This is a genomic window from Lysinibacillus sp. ZYM-1 (assembly GCF_001308875.1).
GTDB lineage: Bacteria > Bacillota > Bacilli > Bacillales_A > Planococcaceae > Lysinibacillus.
Genome location: NZ_KQ465116.1, coordinates 38,712 through 56,500 on the forward strand (window position 1 = coordinate 38,712; position 17,789 = coordinate 56,500).

The 17,789-nt window shown below is 37.8% G+C and carries 19 protein-coding genes; 1 reads left to right on the forward strand and 18 read right to left on the reverse strand.

Going from position 1 to position 17,789, the window contains the following annotated elements; all coding sequences use genetic code 11:
- Positions 1 to 55: 55 nt before the first annotated feature.
- The 7 genes from hisIE to AO843_RS10645 are packed head-to-tail and all read right to left on the reverse strand — an operon-like array spanning position 56 to position 5,774.
- The gene (gene hisIE / locus AO843_RS10615) at positions 56 to 673 is read right to left on the reverse strand and encodes a bifunctional phosphoribosyl-AMP cyclohydrolase/phosphoribosyl-ATP diphosphatase HisIE (protein ID WP_054611098.1); all 618 of its coding nucleotides are present in this window, start codon (positions 671 to 673) and stop codon (positions 56 to 58) included.
- On the reverse strand, positions 670 to 1,431 hold the full coding sequence (gene hisF / locus AO843_RS10620; RefSeq protein ID WP_054611099.1) for an imidazole glycerol phosphate synthase subunit HisF: 762 nt from the start codon (positions 1,429 to 1,431) through the stop codon (positions 670 to 672). Before hisF ends, hisIE begins: the two co-directional genes overlap by 4 nt.
- The gene (hisH, locus tag AO843_RS10625; protein ID WP_054611100.1) at positions 1,425 to 2,057 is read right to left on the reverse strand and encodes an imidazole glycerol phosphate synthase subunit HisH; all 633 of its coding nucleotides are present in this window, start codon (positions 2,055 to 2,057) and stop codon (positions 1,425 to 1,427) included. Before hisH ends, hisF begins: the two co-directional genes overlap by 7 nt.
- A complete protein-coding gene (hisB, locus tag AO843_RS10630) occupies positions 2,054 to 2,653 on the reverse strand; it encodes an imidazoleglycerol-phosphate dehydratase HisB (protein WP_054611101.1) in 600 nt (199 codons plus the stop codon). Before hisB ends, hisH begins: the two co-directional genes overlap by 4 nt.
- A 4-nt stretch (positions 2,654 to 2,657) precedes the next feature.
- A complete protein-coding gene (gene hisD, locus AO843_RS10635) occupies positions 2,658 to 3,932 on the reverse strand; it encodes a histidinol dehydrogenase (protein WP_054611102.1) in 1,275 nt (424 codons plus the stop codon).
- A 32-nt stretch (positions 3,933 to 3,964) separates the two neighbouring features.
- Complete coding sequence (gene hisG / locus AO843_RS10640; RefSeq protein ID WP_054611103.1) at positions 3,965 to 4,609, reverse strand: ATP phosphoribosyltransferase; 645 nt, start codon at positions 4,607 to 4,609, stop codon at positions 3,965 to 3,967.
- Positions 4,602 to 5,774, reverse strand: coding sequence for an ATP phosphoribosyltransferase regulatory subunit (locus AO843_RS10645; protein WP_054611104.1), 1,173 nt, complete (start codon positions 5,772 to 5,774; stop codon positions 4,602 to 4,604). The genes hisG and AO843_RS10645 overlap by 8 nt, the downstream gene beginning before the upstream one ends.
- A gap of 538 nt (positions 5,775 to 6,312) precedes the next feature.
- On the opposite strand from AO843_RS10645, the gene AO843_RS10650 reads away from it, so the two are divergent.
- Entirely contained in the window at positions 6,313 to 6,516 is a 204-nt protein-coding gene (locus tag AO843_RS10650) for a hypothetical protein (protein WP_054611105.1), read from the forward strand.
- Between the two features lie 91 nt (positions 6,517 to 6,607).
- Here AO843_RS10650 and AO843_RS10655 read toward each other — a convergent pair whose 3' ends face one another.
- The 11 genes from AO843_RS10655 to AO843_RS10705 all read right to left on the reverse strand — a co-directional run bounded on the left by AO843_RS10655 (position 6,608) and on the right by AO843_RS10705 (position 17,789).
- The gene (locus AO843_RS10655) at positions 6,608 to 7,150 is read right to left on the reverse strand and encodes an acyltransferase (RefSeq protein WP_054611106.1); all 543 of its coding nucleotides are present in this window, start codon (positions 7,148 to 7,150) and stop codon (positions 6,608 to 6,610) included.
- 6 nt (positions 7,151 to 7,156) lie between these two features.
- Positions 7,157 to 7,798, reverse strand: coding sequence for a pyrophosphatase PpaX (gene ppaX, locus AO843_RS10660; protein ID WP_054611107.1), 642 nt, complete (start codon positions 7,796 to 7,798; stop codon positions 7,157 to 7,159).
- Positions 7,799 to 7,811: 13 nt separating this feature from the next.
- Entirely contained in the window at positions 7,812 to 8,633 is an 822-nt protein-coding gene (lgt, locus tag AO843_RS10665; RefSeq protein WP_054611108.1) for a prolipoprotein diacylglyceryl transferase, read from the reverse strand.
- Positions 8,634 to 8,678: 45 nt separating this feature from the next.
- Positions 8,679 to 9,614 carry an HPr(Ser) kinase/phosphatase gene (gene hprK / locus AO843_RS10670; protein WP_054611109.1) on the reverse strand — a complete coding sequence of 312 codons (936 nt, stop codon included), beginning with the start codon at positions 9,612 to 9,614 and terminating at the stop codon, positions 8,679 to 8,681.
- Between the two features lie 121 nt (positions 9,615 to 9,735).
- Positions 9,736 to 10,053, reverse strand: a complete 318-nt coding sequence (gene cccB / locus AO843_RS10675; RefSeq protein WP_054611110.1) for a cytochrome c551 — start codon at positions 10,051 to 10,053, stop codon at positions 9,736 to 9,738.
- A gap of 52 nt (positions 10,054 to 10,105) precedes the next feature.
- Positions 10,106 to 10,948 carry a YitT family protein gene (locus tag AO843_RS10680; RefSeq protein ID WP_054611111.1) on the reverse strand — a complete coding sequence of 281 codons (843 nt, stop codon included), beginning with the start codon at positions 10,946 to 10,948 and terminating at the stop codon, positions 10,106 to 10,108.
- 170 nt (positions 10,949 to 11,118) lie between these two features.
- Entirely contained in the window at positions 11,119 to 12,348 is a 1,230-nt protein-coding gene (locus AO843_RS10685; protein ID WP_054611112.1) for an EAL and HDOD domain-containing protein, read from the reverse strand.
- A gap of 171 nt (positions 12,349 to 12,519) precedes the next feature.
- Positions 12,520 to 13,164 (reverse strand): VTT domain-containing protein, encoded by a 645-nt coding sequence (locus AO843_RS10690; protein ID WP_231630122.1) that lies wholly within the window; start codon positions 13,162 to 13,164, stop codon positions 12,520 to 12,522.
- 252 nt (positions 13,165 to 13,416) lie between these two features.
- Entirely contained in the window at positions 13,417 to 14,964 is a 1,548-nt protein-coding gene (locus AO843_RS10695) for a fatty acid--CoA ligase family protein (protein ID WP_054611114.1), read from the reverse strand.
- A 142-nt stretch (positions 14,965 to 15,106) separates the two neighbouring features.
- Entirely contained in the window at positions 15,107 to 17,041 is a 1,935-nt protein-coding gene (locus tag AO843_RS10700) for an FtsX-like permease family protein (protein ID WP_054611115.1), read from the reverse strand.
- Positions 17,013 to 17,789 (reverse strand): ABC transporter ATP-binding protein, encoded by a 777-nt coding sequence (locus AO843_RS10705; RefSeq protein WP_054611116.1) that lies wholly within the window; start codon positions 17,787 to 17,789, stop codon positions 17,013 to 17,015. The genes AO843_RS10700 and AO843_RS10705 overlap by 29 nt, the downstream gene beginning before the upstream one ends.

The following is a 17,789-nucleotide window of genomic DNA, read 5'->3' on the forward strand; positions in this document are numbered from 1 at the left end:
TAAACGTTCCTTTACACAGTAAACCCTATTATACCATACAATTAATAATATGCTGTTATTTCTCCTCGTGACGTTTTTCCAACACATACAAGACATCAAAAATACTTACCTTCTGTTCTTGCAGTAAAACTAGAAGGTGATAAATTAAATCAGCTGCCTCCCATTTTACTTCTTCTGCATCGCGATTTTTGGCCCCAATGACCACCTCTGTCGCTTCCTCACCAACTTTTTTACAGATTTTATCGATGCCCTTCTCAAATAAATATGTAGTATAAGCTCCTTTTGGCATTTCCTGCTCTCGCTTTTCAATAACTTGGACAAGTTTTGCGATCATCTCTACAGAGCCAACCTCAGCATTTTGTTGAACAATCTCCGTAAAGCAAGAAGTTGTACCATGATGACAAGCTGGGCCAGCAGGTAAAACTTCCACAACTAATGCATCTTGATCACAGTCTGTTTTAATCGACACTACTTTTTGTTTATGGCCACTTGTAGCACCCTTATGCCAAAGCTCTTGACGTGAACGAGAATAAAACCAAGTTTCACCTGATTCAATTGTTTTGGCCAATGACTCTTTATTCATATAGGCCACTGTTAGCACTTCTTTCGTATTGGCATCTTGTACTACTGCTGTAACAAGACCTCTCTCATCAAATTGAATACGCTCTATCATCTTACCGCCACTCCTTTTTCACGTAAGTATTCTTTCACTTGGGCTACGCTTGTTTCTTTGTAATGGAAGATAGAAGCTGCAAGCGCTGCATCTGCATCAACTTCGTCTGCTAATACTTCATAAAAATGTTCGGCATGTCCTGCACCGCCACTTGCAATCACAGGGACTGTCACGGCCTCTCGTACCGCTTTCGTTAACCCCAAATCAAATCCAGATTTTTCTCCATCTTGATTCATACTGGTTAACAAAATTTCACCTGCTCCTAAGCGCACCGCTTCCTTTGCCCATTCAATAGCTGACCAAGTAGTTTTGTTGCGCCCACCATGGGTGTAAACCATCCACGTGCTGTCCTCTTCACTATAACGAGCATCAATAGCCACAACTATACATTGGGCACCAAAGAATTCGGCGCCTTCTTGAATAAGGGCAGAACGCTCTAAAGCGGATGTATTCACTGACACTTTATCAGCACCAGCGCGTAAAATACGTTTCATATCATCTAACGTCCGAATACCGCCGCCAACTGTAAAAGGAATCGCAAGCGTAGCTGCTGTTTGTCGAACAACATCTATCATTGTTTCCCGACCTTCATGTGAAGCAGATATATCTAAAAAAACAAGCTCATCTGCTCCTTGTTCATCATAGAATTTTGCAAGTTCCACCGGGTCACCCGCATCTCGAATGGATACAAATTGTATACCTTTTACAACGCGCCCCTCCTTCACATCCAAGCAGGGAATAATCCGTTTAGTTAGCATGCTTTCACACCTTTCAACCATTGCTCTAATAAATATACGCCCAATTCTCCCGATTTTTCAGGGTGAAATTGCATCCCAGTCACGGAACCATTGGCTACAATGCCCGGTACTTGAATGCCATAATAGTCTGCATAGGCAACAAGCTCTGACTCCTCTATACCTGTCGCATAAAACGAATGAACGAAATAGACATGTTTCGCAGGTGCTCTAGTTTCTAACCAAGCAGGAGGATTCTTCATCATCAATTCGTTCCAGCCCATATGTGGTACTCGATATACTTGACCGTCATTCGTTCCGCTAAAACGCTTAATACGTCCTTTAAAGAAACCTAAACCATTTGTTGGTATAACCTCATCACTTTGCTCAAATAATAATTGCATCCCCAGACAGATTCCTAAAAGAGGGCGATTTTGGCTTTGGGCATTTTTTAAATAATGATCTAATTTTGTCTCAGCTAAACGCCTTCTAGCATCCGGAAATGCACCAACTCCTGGTAATAAAAGCGCATCCGTAACATCTAACTTTTTTTCATCAGCTGTCACAATCACCTCACAGCCTAATCGTTTTAATGCTTGTTCTACACTAAATAAATTCCCCATGCCATAATCAATCACACCTATTTTCACGTTAACAGCCCCTTAGTCGATGGTACCCCTTTAACACGTGGATCAATTTCTACCGCAGCATCAATCGCCCTTGCTAATGCTTTGAAAATCGCCTCAATGATATGGTGTGTATTATGTCCATAAGGTACAATCACGTGTACATTCATTCTTGCTTCAAGTGCAAATTTCCACAAAAATTCATGCACTAACTCTGTATCAAAAGTTCCCACTTTTTCTTTTAAAGTAGGCACACGGTATTCTAAATGTGGACGATTCGAGCAATCTACTACCACCTGTGCAAGTGCATCATCCATCGGCACAAATGCCGTTCCATAGCGTTTAATGCCCTTCTTATCACCAAGAGCCTCTCGAATTGCTTGTCCTAAGACAATGCCAAGATCCTCTGTTGTATGGTGATCATCTACATAGGTATCTCCATTTGCATGGATGATCCCATTAAAAAGACCGTGCTTGATAAATAAATCTAGCATATGATCCATAAAGCCCACGCCTGTTTTGATCTCTGCCTTCCCCTCACCATCTAAATCAATGGCTACTGAAATTTGCGTTTCATTGGTTGAACGCTCTACTTTTGCATATCGTTTCTTTTCAATCATTGTGCTATTCCTTCTCCCATCCACGAGATTCCACTGCACGTGCATGCCCCTCTAGGCCTTCCATCCGTGCAAGACGTGCAATTTTTGGTGCATTGTCTTTCCAGGTTTTTTCACTGTAGTAAACAATACTTGATTTTTTCACAAAATCATCTACAGTTAAGCCACTTGCATAACGGGCTGTGCTATTAGTTGGTAACACATGATTCGTCCCCGCAAAATAATCACCCACAGGCTCTGAACTATAACGACCCATAAAAATACAACCTGCATGCCTTATTTGCTCTGCAATAGCCTCAGCATTTTTGGTCACAATTTCTAAATGCTCAGGTGCCAATGAATTAATCGCTTCTACTGCATCTGAAACCGTTTCAGCTAGATAAATGACCCCAAAATTTTCGATTGAAGCACGTGCCACTTCTTGACGTGGCAAAGTGTTCAATTGCTTTTCTACCTCTTCAGCTACCTTTTTGGCCAATTGCTCTGATGGCGTGACAAGCATGGCACAAGCTAATGGATCATGTTCGGCTTGTGATAAAAGATCTGCAGCGATTTCGTCCGGAAATGCTGTGTCATCAGCTAGCACAGCAATTTCACTCGGTCCTGCAATCATGTCAATCGCAACCTCCCCAAATACCTCCCGTTTGGCAAGTGCCACATAAATATTTCCGGGGCCTGTAATTTTATCGACTGGCGCAATGCTTTCTGTGCCATATGCAAGAGCGGCAATCGCTTGTGCACCACCAACTTTATAGATTTCTTCAACCCCCAATAGCTGAGCGGCCACTAGCACACCTGCTGGCAATTTCCCATCGCGTCCTGCTGGAGAAGTAATCACGATGCGCTTCACGCCTGCTACCTGTGCTGGAATCACATTCATTAACACAGATGATGGATATGCGGCTGTACCACCTGGAACATACAGCCCTACTGCATCTAAAGCTGTAATGCGTTGTCCCAGCCAAGAACCATCCCCTATCTCTAAGCGATAACCAGAACGTACCTGTTGTTCGTGATAAAGGCGAATATTTTTAGCCGCATCTGATAAGTCCTGATAGAGTTGGGGGTCAAGGGCATTTACTGCTTCTTGTATCTCTGCCTTCGTGACACGCAAGTTTGTAGGAATATATCCATCCCAACGTTCTGTATAGGCACGTAACGCTACATCTCCCTGTGCTCTCACATCTGATAGCACCTGTCGCACAATTTTTAGCTGTTCCTCATTTCCTCCTTCAAGTGGTCTTTTTAAGGAAATGCCTTTTACCAGTTTTTTTATTTTCATTGAATTAAACCCCTTCAGTTACTCAAATGTAGCTAGACTCGATTACTTTTTTGTTCATTCACACACTTCTTTAGCCGCCTCACAAGGTCCATAATGCGTTCACCCTTCATGCGATAACTTACTGGATTGGCAATTAACCGAGAGGAAACAGCCGTAATGAATTCATATTCAACTAACCCGTTCTCTTTTAATGTACGTCCCGTAGAAACGATATCGACAATTCGATCAGCTAAACCAATCATTGGTGCTAATTCAATAGATCCATTAAGTTCAATTATTTCGACTTGCTCCCCTATGCCTTTATAGTATTTCATCGCAATATTCGGATATTTCGTAGCAATTCTAGGAGCAATTTCATTCATCTCAGTATCTGGTAAACCTGCTGACGCGATATAGCAATTACTAATTTTCAAATCAAGTAATTCATGCACCTCTCGCTGTTGCTCTAACAATACATCCTTCCCAGCAATACCGATATCGGCTACACCATGTTCAACATAGACAGGCACATCCATTGGCTTTGATAGAATAAAGCGAATTTTTTCTTCTGGTATTTCAATCATTAATTTACGCGACATTTCTACCTCTTCCGGTAAATTAAAACCTGCCTCTAACAGCACTTGATAGGCCTCTTCAAAGATTCGCCCCTTTGGCATTGCAATCGTTAAATCATTCACTGCCAACTTCCTCCTGTCTAACTACAACTACTTCTGTAAAGTATGCTAAAAAGGCTTCTTCATCGACAAGGCTACTACGTAACTGTAATGTAGCTAATTTCCCTGCTGCCCGTAATGTTTTTACCTTTAATAAAGCTACCTCGAATTGTTCTTCCTCAAAGAGCACAACAGTTGCGTCTTGTTGCTTCTCTGACTGTCCATTTAATGTTTCCAATAAACGATCGACTCGAATACTAAAACCTGTCGCGCCAACAGTTGACCCAAACACTTCTAATAATCCATCGTAACGGCCACCATTTCCTAATGGAAAACCACTGCCTGAGGCAAATACTTCAAAAAGCATACCTGTGTAATAACTCATATGACTAGATAGTGTAAAATCAAACGCAACATAATCTGCTAAGTCGGCCATTTCTAATAGTTGAGCAAGCTGTTGCATGTATTCTAATGCATCATTTTTACGTACATATTTTTCGATATCGCGGATATGCTTCACGTCCATTGCTTCTTCAATAAATTGTAAGAGCGTATCTGATTTAGCTTTAGGCAAATCAAATGACTCCACAGCCTCTTCAAATCCGACATAATTCCGCTGTACAAGCAATGTTCTAAGTGTGGCTTGCTGGTCAATACTCTCTGTGTAATCTTGTAAAATGCAGTTTAGTATTCCTGCATGGCCAATCGTCATTTTAAATGATTCTAATTGTAAATGCTTTAAAAGCTCCATTGCCGTCACTATGACTTCTACATCGGCAAATACAGATTGGTCGCCTATTAATTCAATACCCATTTGATCGAATTCTGCTGGTCTACCACCTTCTGCTTCTTGTGCACGAAAAACACTTGCGAAGTAAGCTAAACGTTGAGGAATCATTTCTTTCAATAATTTCGAAGTAGCCACTCGAGCAATAGGGGTAGTCATATCTGGTCGCAGCACTAATGTATTTCCTTGACTATCCACAAGTTTAAATAAATGAGTATCAGCAATCGCAGAAGCTTTTCCGACTGTATCGAAATACTCCACAGCAGGTGTTTTGATAAACTCATATCCTCTTTTGCATAAAAAATCTCTGCCAGCCTGTCTTACTGCTTCAACTTTTTCAAAGATTTGCGGAAATGTATCACGCATTCCAAGAGGTTTTTCAAACATTTTTATCGACGACATCTGAACACTTCCTTACAATTCACTTTAATTCACTAGAGTATTAGAGAATTAGATTATGAAAGAATTCTAACTTATTTCATTTAAACAGTCAATATTATCCTTGTAATTATCTAAATCTTTAAATACTTATTATTCTGTCAATTATATACATAGCATAACTTTCAATAAGTATTCTACTCATGAAATTCTACCGAATTTATTAAATGAGAATGAGAATATGTCTAAAATGTGACAAGCGAATTAATAGCTGTATAAGATTCTCTGTAAAAAATTGATAATGATTCTCGAGTTGACAAAGATACTGATTATTCCGTTACCTATTCTCAATAACACAAAATATAAATTATGCTAAAATAATTAAAACGGGACAAGCAATTAAAATGATTCTCAATCTCATTATCAATATAAACACTATAATATCAATATTTTCATTGATTATTACTCTCATTCTATTTTTTCTTTTACAATTCAAAAAGCTTAATATAGAATAACATTAATAATAAAACAGCATATACTCTACACATTGGAGGGATTTATGATGGCATGTCCATTCGTACAACTTAGTGAGCAAATGATCGTTAGTATTTGTAAAGGTGAGTTTTATCCTGGTGACAAAGTAACACTTCACACAACAGAAGACATTGATGGGACTGCAATTAAATCAACCTTTGTCGAATCAACTTGCTTAGGCAATCATGACAATTGCGAATTCAAATCAGACTATGACACAGCTCTTGCATAAACCATAAAAAAAAATGCTACTCCAAAATTGTGGTAGCTTTTACTACAAAAAAAACGCACGAAAGTATGTAACCATACAACGTGCGTTTTTATTATTTTTTTGGTGTACACCATTCTACAACCTCATTGCGCTTACGCTCTGCCATTTGTTCAGCAGTATAAATAATTCGCATAGGATTGCCTCCTGCTAAACAGCCAGCTGGCACATCCTTATGTACAAGGGTGGCGGCTGAAACAATGGCACCATCTCCTATTGTTACACCTGGTAAAATCGTTGAATTTGCACCAATCATTACTTCATTTCCAATATGAACATCACCTAAGCGATATTCCTCTATTAAATATTCATGTGCTAAGATTGTAGTACTAAAACCAATCACCGTATTTTTGCCAATGAAAATACGTTCGGGAAACATGGTATCTGGCATGACCATTAAGGCTATCGAAGTTCGCTCGCCGATTGTCATGTTTAAAAATGTACGATACAGCCAGTTTTTCACACGTAAAAATGGTGTGAAGCGTCCAATTTGAATGACAATGAAACACTTCATCACCTTCCAAAAGGACACCGTGTCGTATATATTCCAAAGTGAGTTGGCTCCTTCAACACGGTAGCGTTCTGTTTTACGTGCCATCTACCATTACCCCTCTTTCACAATATCCAATAAATCTGTCATATGTTGCAGTATATATTCTGGTTGATACTGTTTTAAATATGCCTCACCTTTAATTGCCCAAGCAACACCTGCTGCTCTTACACCAGCACGATGTCCCGCTTCAATATCATGCGAATTATCACCAATCATAATGGCATCTTCTTTGTCTATTCCTAAACGCTTCAATGCAAGTAATACTGGCTCTGGATCAGGTTTCACATTTGTTACATCATCTGTGCCAATACGCACATCAAATAAATGTGTCGCTCCCATAATAGAAAGTCCACGATCAATGGTATCATTTCGTTTCGTCGAAACAATAGCCAATCGAATACCTTGTGCTTTTAATTGCTCTAATGTTGATACAACATCAGGATATTCGCTAATAAGTTCGTCATGGTGCTTTATATTCCAAGCGCGATAATTTGCGATCAAAGCTTCCTCTTCACCAGGAGCAATGTCATTAAATGTCTGTTTGAGTGATGGTCCAATGAATTTCAAGCAATCTTTTGGCGAATATTGCCCGGGAAATCGCTCATTTAATACATGCATAAATGTTTGAATGATTAGATCATTCGTATTAAGTAACGTGCCATCAAAATCAAACAATAGTGCTTTAACAGCCATATTTTACATCCCCTTATTTATTATCCAAGTATTTTACGGCTGGTTTCACCTTTATTCTACGATAGATAATGGCACCTAATCCAACTACGATACCAATAATAGATACAACCTGTGCAGAGCGTAAATCACCTACTAGGTAGAGACTATCTGTACGCATGCCTTCAATATAGAAGCGACCAATAGAATACCAAATTAAATAGCTAAAGAAAATTTCACCACGGTTTAGGTTTACTTTACGTAAAACTAATAAAATGATAAGCCCAATTAGGTTCCAAACGGATTCATATAAAAATGTTGGATGTACATACGAACCCAATTCTTCGATATACATTTGATTAATAATCCAATCTGGGAGCATTAGATTTTCTAAAAATGCTTTTGATACTTCTCCTCCATAAGCCTCTTGGTTCATAAAGTTGCCCCAGCGACCTATAATCTGTCCAATTAAAATACTAGGTGCTGCAATATCCGCTACTCGTAAAAAGCTTACATTTTTTATACGAGTATATATGTAAGCTGTGACAAATGCTCCGATGAGTGCACCATGAATGGCAATACCGCCATTCCATATCTCAATGATTTTGCCTGGATTTTCACTATAGTAATCCCAGCGCATTGACACATAATAAATACGCGCACAAATGATGGATATTGGAACTGCCCACAATAATAAATCTGCAAGAAAGTCTTCAGGCAGTCCTCGTTTTACTGCCTCTCTTTGCCCCACCACATAAGCTAAAATAATACCCGATACGATGAGCAATCCATACCACCGAACTGGAATTGGCCCTAAATGAAAGGCAATCGGGTTAATCTGTAAAAGTAATAAATCCATCTTCTACTCCTCTCCAACTATCTGTTACCAAAGAACGTTTAACTTTTAATCATCTAACACATCGTTTGACGAAATGACCTCATCTAAACGTCTTGAAAATTCTTCAGCCGCATTTACGCCCATTTTCTTTAATCGATAATTCATCGCTGCTACTTCGATAATAACCGATACATTTCGTCCCGGTCTTACTGGAATTGTTAATTTTGTCAACTCTGTATCAATTATTTTCATTTTCTCTTCTTCTAAGCCTAATCGATCATAAACTTTTTGCGGATCCCAAATTTCTAGTTCAATAATGAGTGTAATACGTTTATACGGACGTACCGCACTAGCACCAAATAGTGTCATAATGTCAATAATGCCGATGCCTCGTATCTCCAATAGATGCTCTAAAAGAGGAGGTGGACTACCAATTAATAAATTTTCTGATTCTTGTCGAATTTCAACACAATCGTCCGCTACTAAACGGTGACCTTTTTTGACGAGTTCAAGGGCTGTTTCACTTTTACCCACACCACTTTTACCAATAATCAGAATACCAATACCATACACATCGACAAGTACACCATGTGCAGCTGTCATTGGTGCTAAGCGGCCCTCTAAATAATTTGTCAATCTACTTGAAAATTTAGTTGTTGTCATATGTGTTTTAAAAACAGGAACATGCTTTTCGTTGGAAGCTTGAATCAGCTCCTCAGGTACTACTAAATCCCGAGAAATTATAATAGCAGGTGTATCTTGGGAACAAAGTAAACGCATCCGATCAAGCTTGACATCTGCTGGTAGCATTTCAAAAAAGGACAGCTCCGTTTTGCCAAGCAACTGTACCCGATTGGCTGGATAGTGCGTGAAATACCCTGCCATTTCAAGTCCTGGTCTTGAAATATCACTTGTTACAATCGTTCTGCCGATTCCTTCCTCACCAGCTAATAACTCTAACTTAAATTTCTCCATAACATCTCTCGTTAATACTACGACCAATGAAAAAGCCTCCAATCAATGGATAAGGTTCTCCTTATTTTAGCATGTCTATGTATAAAAGAAATGTATTTACTCTTAACAAAAAAACTAGCGGCTCTCCAGCCCGCTAGTTTTTAAAGTATTATTTCTGAGTAGCTAACCATTTAGCAACTGCCTCAGCATCTGCCCCTTTTACAAGTCCTTTAGGCATACCATTTTTACCATTATTAATAATATCTAAAATTTCCGATTCCGATAAACGAGAACCTACATTGTTTAATGCTGGTCCATTCGCACCCTGTAGTTCGCCACCATGACATGTAACACATGATTTCATTGCGATAGCTTCTCCATCTGGAGCAGTAGCACTTTCATTGTTAGTTGCCTCTTTATTTCCGCCACCACATGCTGCTAAGAAAATTGCTGAACCGAACACTAATGTTAACATTGCTTTTTTCATTAGTACCCCTCCTCATAATCGATAAAAACCTTACGCCGCCATTATACCAAAATTATGCACGTTTGAAACCTTCTCCTAATACCTCATAGGCATCCGAAACGATTACAAACGCTGATGGGTCAACGCTTTTAATGAGTTGTTTCAGCTTTGTGAATTCTGTCTGATAAACAACAACCATAAGAACTGGTCGTGCCTCTCCTGTATAGCCTCCAAATGCTTGCAACTTGGTTACACCACGATTGATTTCAGCATAAATGGCTTCACGTACCTCATCTTGTTTCAACGTAATGATATAGACCATTTTAGATTGACTAAAACCTAGCTGAATAATATCAATCGTTTTAGTTGTTACATAAAGTCCAATTAGGGCATACAAACCTTTTTCTAAATCAAAAACAACTGCTGCACTAATCGCAATGATGCCATCTATTAACAGTACACTTGTACCAAGCGATAATCCAGTAAACTTCGTAATGATTTGCGCTAGTAAATCAGTGCCACCAGTAGAAGCATTCCCTTTAAAGACAAGTCCTATTCCTAATCCAACAACAATTCCGCCAAAAAGAGCTCCAAGCAAAGGATTATCAGTCCAAGGCTCCCAGCTATTTGTTAGCAAGACAATAAACGGTAAAGTAATCGTCCCAATAAATGATTTTATGCCAAATTTTTTGCCGAGAAATAAGACACCCGCTATAAATAACGGAACATTAAAAGCATATTGAACAATACCTGGATTCCAACCAAATAAGCCATGCAAAATCGTACTTATTCCACTTACCCCACCTGAAGCAACCTGATTTGGTAATAAAAAGACATTAAAACCAATAGCAATCACTGCCGCCCCTACAATAACATATACATACTCCACAATGTTTTCCCTAACATCATGTTTCATTTCCCCACGCCCACTTCAACTATCAGAATTTTTTAAAGACTAGATGATTATAGCAAATCCTTTCTCCATTGAGAACTTCATCTTGATGAAGGGATCTGCTATTGCGGAAGATAAAAAATAAGCTATCTTCAACTGAATGTAAGATAGCTTATTGTTCTAAGTTTAGGGGTTTAAAATGACTTTTCTGCCCACTCCATTGCCTCATAATATAAAAGATCCATATCGACAAGTGGGATATTCAATTGTGCACCTAACTCCTCTAGTCGTACCCAATCTAATTTACCAAGTGCGATACTAAATTCTAGAAAAGGCGTCATGTCCGTTTCATTACCTAAGATTGTATTTGTAATATCTTCTGAAAATGGTAGCTGCTGCAATATGACACACATTGGTCTTTGTAGCAATGTATCAATAAGCGAGAACATGCCTACTAAGAAATATTCTGAGAAATTCTTTTTGTAAGATAGCTTGGCTAACTTCTCACAAACTTTTGCTCGGAATAACGAAGTACACATCACTTCTTTAAAAAGATCAGAATCTGCATCGATATCAATTTCTCGCATTGCTAATAGATAAATCCATTTTCGTAAATTGGATATTCCTAATAACACAATTGCTTGTTTGATGGAGCGTACTTTAGATTTTGAACGCTTAGAAGAATTATTAATCATTTGTAATAATTTATACGTCAAAGAAATATCTCGTTCGATATTTTCTGCTAATAATTGAATATTAGGTTCTTCTTCTTTTAACAAAGAGATTATATGAATATACTGAATCGCATTAGCAGGGATGTCTGTTGCTTTTATAATTTGAGGTTGTTCAAAAAAATAGCCTTGAAATAGTACGTAACCTGAAGATTTAGCCACTTCAAATTGATGACGAGTCTCTACTTTTTCAGCGAGCAATTGAATGTGTGGAAAATTTTCCTTTACCTTATTTTCAATCTCCATTCTTTTGACCATAGATGTTGCTAGAAAATCTACTTTAATATAATCAATATGTTTAAATAATTCATCATATATTTCAACTTGTTCATCCATAATAAAATCATCTAATGCAATTTGAAAACCATATTTTTTTAACTCCATCACTCGTTCCACTAATTGAGATGTCAGTGGAACATCCTCTAAAACTTCAATTACAACCTGTGAAGGATTTAAAAATTCATGAATGGAGCTCATGAGTAAGTTGTCAGTAAAATTAACAAAGCCTGGCTTACCTTTCGTTACCTCTTCAAAACCAATTGAAAGAAATGAGTTCACAAGTACATCAATAGTTGCTGCATCTGAATCAACCATTGGAAAGGCATTTACGTTTTTGCCACGATATAATAATTCATACGCAACGACCTGTTCATGAAGATTAAAAATAGGCTGCCTGCCAATAAATACTTCCATTTCGTTGCCCCCACTTCTCCATATTCTAGTAATTAATAGTATAACATTTTTTACGACCTGATGCTTATACTTCAATATAATTTATCATCACCATTTAGGATTTACTAGATCCTTATTTTTCATAAAAAAAGACAGTCCAAGTGATATTGCACCACTTTAGGACTGTCCTAATTATTTGCCAACCTTGGCTTTAATCGCACCAATTACTGCAGGCACGACAGAGATAAAGATAATCAATATGAGCACAACAGAGAAGTTATCTTTAATAATAGGAATATTACCAAAGAAGTAACCAAGTAATGTACAGCTGAATACCCATAATACTGCACCTAAAATATTATAAAGTAAGAAGTAGCTATAATTCATTTTACTTGCACCCGCTACGAATGGGATAAATGTACGGATAAATGGCATAAAACGAGCTATAACAATCGTTTTTCCACCATGTGTATTAAAGAATTTTTCAGCTGCTTCCATACGTTCTTTTTTAACAACTCTTCCAAGAAGACTCTTTGGAGGAATGGATGTTCCGACTTTATGTCCAATATGGTAGTTCATTGTATCACCTAGAATGGCCGCTGCTAAAAATACTGGAATTAGTATCCACATATCAAAGGCCCCCATTGCAGCAGCCAATGTACCACTTGCAAATAGCAATGAATCACCCGGTAAGAATGGGAAAATAACGACTCCTGTTTCTACAAAAACAATTGCAAATAAAATAAGATAACTCCAATTGCCAAAATCACGAATAATTTCTTCTAAATGCACATCGATATGCATAATAAAGCTTATTAACTCCTTAATGAGTTCTATCATGTTTTTGTATGCTCTCTTTCAATAGTATTTTTGCCTAAAAGCTTTGACGTAGCCTTACATCAAAGGGTTCCAGTTTTGTACGTCTTTTTACATTACTTCCTCACTATATGGCAAGCTCTTGAAAAGTATGTAGAAGATTTCACAAGTTTGATTTTATCACTTACAGATAGCTACGCTCAACTCATTTTACTATTATACGAATAATGTACAAAAAAAGAGCTACCATTTTTCAATAGTAGCTTTTTTCGTTTATACCTTTTCTTTTAAAGAGCGGCGAAGTATTTTTCCAGTCGTGTTTTTAGGTAGTTCATCCATAATTTCAATCACCTTTGGCACCTTATATTTCACCATATGCTTGCCACAATATGATAAAAGATCTTCAGTCGTAGTGGCTGCAACTTCTTTTAATACAACATATGCATGAACAGCCTCCCCTAAGTTAGGATCAGGGAACCCAACCACTGCTGCCTCCACAATATTATTATGGGCAAACAATACTTCCTCAACCTCTCTAGGATAGACATTATAGCCTCCTACAATAATCATATCCTTTTTACGATCGACAATGTAAAAATAGCCTTCGTCATCAACTTTCGCTAAATCCCCTGTATAGAGCCAGCCATCGCGGATCGCCATCGCCGTTTCCTCTGGCATTTTATAATAACCCTTCATAACGTTAGGACCACGTACTATTAGCTCCCCAACCTCACCAACAGGTACTTCCTGACCGTTCACATCAACTACTCTATTCTCTACATTGCTAATTGATGTACCAATAGATCCAGCTTTACGATCACGATCTAATGGATTAAAGCATGTCACGGGAGAAGCTTCTGAAAGCCCGTATCCTTCTGATACACGCACATTAAATTTCTGCTCGAAATTATGTAATAGTGCAACAGGTAAAGAGGCACCCCCTGAAATAGCTAAACGAATTGTCGAGAAATCTTCCGGATTGCCTTCAGGTAATTGATATAAGAAATTATACATAGTTGGAACCCCAGCAAATACTGTTGCTTTTTGCTCTCGTGCTAAAGCAAAAATTTCTGTAGGGCTAAATCTTGGTGCTAGTAAAATCGTTGCTCCACTTAATAATGGCGCATTTACTACAACTGTTAAGGCAAAGACATGGAATACTGGCAATGTGGCAATGACACGATCATCTTCTTTGATTCCCAAATAATGGGCAACATCACGAGCATTTGAATACACATTCCCATGTGTCAGCATAGCCCCTTTTGGACTGCCCGTAGTGCCAGAAGTATATAAAATAATAGCATTTTCATCATCTGCCACTTCAACAGGTTGTAAAGATTGAGAGGTATTGGCGACGATTTGTGTAAATAAATGTGTTTTTTCTTGTGCTGTTGGTGATAAAGATGCTACTTTTTCCGCGATATCCGCCGTTGTTTCACAGACTACAAATGCTTTTACTTGTGGAAATGCTTGTACACCTTTCTCTACCAATGGCAGCAAAAGATCCAGCGCAATGACCGCTTTTACATCCCCATTATGCAAAATATAAGAAATTTCATCTGGTGTATAAATTGGGTTAACTGGAATTGCCGTTGCCCCTAAACGCATTGTTGCATACAACGCAATTAAATAATGTGGTGTATTGCCGAGTAAAAACGCCACATGGTCCCCTTTTTCAACCCCTAAATCTTGTAACCCCTTTGCAAAGCGACCAACTGTATGCTCGAATTCCCCGTATGTCGTATCCTTCCCCATAAAATGATACGCAACTTTATCCGGTTGTTCTGTTGCCTGTTGGCGAACACGTGAAACTAAATTCAATTACACCATCCCCTTATCGTATAAAATGAATCGTTATTCAGTAATATTATATAAGAAATATATCTAAAAAACAATGAGTCTTTTTATTTCATGTCATAAATTACGTCAAATAATTCATTTTTTTCTCTTTCAAACAAATACATCACGAACGAATATGAGAAATGTATCGCCAACGAATTAAATAAAAATACACTACCTGTATTAAAACAAAAAAGCCAAAAGCAAAGAATACCTCTTTAACTATGGAAATATTCGCAATATCTTTCAAAATGCCCTGTACCATCAGAAAAGCAAAGGCACTATGCATCATAGCAACGCCCCAAGGTAAGAAAAATTGTGGAAATAAATGGCGGTTAACAAGCTTCTTTAACTCTGTATCTGTTAAACCCATGCGCTTTAACACATCAAATTTACGCTTTTCTCGTTCTAGTGAAGTATGCAATTTAAAATAGATAAAGCTTCCCGCAGCTAGTAAGAATACGGTAGCTACTAAAACACCCACTAATGTAAATAATGAGTAGGTAGCTAATATATAAGAATAATTTAAACCAGCATTTTCAAAGTAGAATGGACTAAATTTATCCTTCTTAAGAAAATATAAATTGGATTCTAAATAATCTATATCCTTACCGATTTCTTTTGTTTCCATCCACTGTGGAATCACAAATGTAAATAAATGATAGCTTGGTTGAATGATGTTCTTTTCAGAAATCGGATTAATAAGATTTGCAAAATCCTCATCACTAATAACGATAGAATTAACACTTACAATAGAACCAGGAAACACTATCTTCGGATAGACACTATCGATCGTAATCGGTATCGAATTTTCTTCAAGTACAGTATGCACAACTCTATCTTTTAATTTTTTTAGGGAATCCTCTGAATAAGGAATAAAAACTGCCTCTCCAGAATCCATATTTAATAATGGATAACTATAGGAAGATAGCAAGACATTCATATCGGACTCTCGAAAAACTTCCACTTCATTTTGTGTGAAAGAAGATGTTTGCTTAACAACAACAAAGCGGGACAGCTGATAAGATAAACCCTTCTCTTCTAATTGTAGCCGCAATGAATTGATATGCTCCCGTTCATAAGGATTATCAATGTCTCCCTTATAAACTAATCCTAGTGGATTTAAACGATCATATTGGGTTGTATAGGAGGACATTGTTGCTAATACACCTACAGATAAAAAAGCGAGTGTGGATACCATAGTGACAACAAAAAACATTTTCACATTATCCATCATAATATGTGTTTGCTCGGCAAGTGAAAGAAGACGATATCGTTGCCAATGAAATTTACGTTTGCCACGTGCTAAATCTAAAAAACATGGAACAGAGTCGCTAAAAAAATAATAAGTCCCAAATGTTGCTGAAAATGGTATCAATAGCGTGAGTCCTATCAAGGAAGTATGTCCCACAACAAATGCTAGAATATACGTCGTTAATATTAAAGTAATTCCATATACAGCACGAATTTTGGAATAGGTTGTTAAACTATTTAAATAATCACTGCCTTTAATGAGATCTCGCAATTTTCTCTCTCTTGTAAAATACACACTAATAAAGGAAATCACGACAAAGGCACTTGTGAAAACACCTATTGTCAGTAGGAATGGCTGCCAAGAAACATACAGTGGTAACTCATCCAAATGCAAAATTTCCCGCACAATCATGAAAAAGAATTTCGAAAAGGAGAAACCAAAAACAATTCCCACAATGATGGAACCCGCCCCAATAATCATTGTCTCTAGAAAGACAAGTTTATTCATCTGACGCTTTTCCATTCCTAAATGCAATAAAATCGCAAATTCATGTGATCTAGCCTCTAAAAAGGCACTCATGGAATAATATAAAAAAAATAACGTAAAAAGCACGAGTACAATTTCAGCACCCACCATGCCAATAAGTGATACTTCTCCTAATATCCCGCGTTCAATATCAGGATGAAACATCAGCATTGAATAGATAAAAAATACAGCCACAGAAAAAAAGCTCGCCATGAAAAAGGCACCATATATCCGGCTGTTCCGTACGACATTACGGTAAGCGAATTGTCGAAAGGTCACCTACTTGCCCTCCTCCTAGTAAGCTCAATACATTCAATATACGTTGGAAAAACATTTGACGACGGTCATCTCGATAAATTTCATTGAAAAATTCGCCATCCTTGATGAATAACACTCGATCACAGTAACTTGCTGCAATTGGATCATGTGTGACCATCACAATCGTCGTATGTTTATCCTTATTTACTTTCGTCAAAAGTTCAAGGACGTCACGTGAAGAATTCGAATCTAAATTACCTGTTGGCTCATCTGCCAGAATGAGGCTTGGATTATGAATAAGCGCTCGACCAATGGCCGTTCTTTGTGCTTGGCCACCAGAAATTTCATTTGGACGTTTGTGCAAGAAGGGCGTTAGGTCTAACTTTTCGACGATACTAGCTAGACGTTCCTCCATTACCTCTAATGGCTGTTGGTCTAATGTTAATGGTAGCACGATATTTTCTTCAACCGTCAGCATATGCAAAAGATTGAAGTCCTGAAACACAAAACCTAGCTGCCTTCTTCTAAAATAAGCTAGCTCTGTAGCATTGAGCTTATGTGGGTTCATACCATCTAAAATTATTTCACCACTCGTTGGTTCATCGATAGTAGAAATAATATTTAATAATGTTGTTTTGCCGCTTCCGGAAGGTCCCATTACTGCTAAAAACTCACCCTCCTCCACCTCAAAACTCAATTGATTTAAGGCACGATGTGTGACCTTGCCCTCATAAACTTTTGTCACATCTTTAATTTGTAAAATAGGCAT

Excerpts from the sequence above, each read along its gene's own strand:
- hisIE (WP_054611098.1), bottom strand. The coding sequence starts at position 673 with ATGATAGAGCGTATTCAATTTGATGAGAGAGGTCTTGTTACAGCAGTA.
- hisF (WP_054611099.1), bottom strand. The coding sequence starts at position 1,431 with ATGCTAACTAAACGGATTATTCCCTGCTTGGATGTGAAGGAGGGGCGC.
- hisB (WP_054611101.1), bottom strand. The coding sequence starts at position 2,653 with ATGATTGAAAAGAAACGATATGCAAAAGTAGAGCGTTCAACCAATGAA.
- hisD (WP_054611102.1), bottom strand. The coding sequence starts at position 3,932 with ATGAAAATAAAAAAACTGGTAAAAGGCATTTCCTTAAAAAGACCACTT.
- AO843_RS10645 (WP_054611104.1), bottom strand. The coding sequence starts at position 5,774 with ATGTCGTCGATAAAAATGTTTGAAAAACCTCTTGGAATGCGTGATACA.
- AO843_RS10650 (WP_054611105.1), top strand. The coding sequence starts at position 6,313 with ATGGCATGTCCATTCGTACAACTTAGTGAGCAAATGATCGTTAGTATT.
- AO843_RS10655 (WP_054611106.1), bottom strand. The coding sequence starts at position 7,150 with ATGGCACGTAAAACAGAACGCTACCGTGTTGAAGGAGCCAACTCACTT.
- ppaX (WP_054611107.1), bottom strand. The coding sequence starts at position 7,798 with ATGGCTGTTAAAGCACTATTGTTTGATTTTGATGGCACGTTACTTAAT.
- lgt (WP_054611108.1), bottom strand. The coding sequence starts at position 8,633 with ATGGATTTATTACTTTTACAGATTAACCCGATTGCCTTTCATTTAGGG.
- cccB (WP_054611110.1), bottom strand. The coding sequence starts at position 10,053 with ATGAAAAAAGCAATGTTAACATTAGTGTTCGGTTCAGCAATTTTCTTA.
- AO843_RS10680 (WP_054611111.1), bottom strand. The coding sequence starts at position 10,948 with ATGAAACATGATGTTAGGGAAAACATTGTGGAGTATGTATATGTTATT.
- AO843_RS10685 (WP_054611112.1), bottom strand. The coding sequence starts at position 12,348 with ATGGAAGTATTTATTGGCAGGCAGCCTATTTTTAATCTTCATGAACAG.
- AO843_RS10705 (WP_054611116.1), bottom strand. The coding sequence starts at position 17,789 with ATGCCTATTTTACAAATTAAAGATGTGACAAAAGTTTATGAGGGCAAG.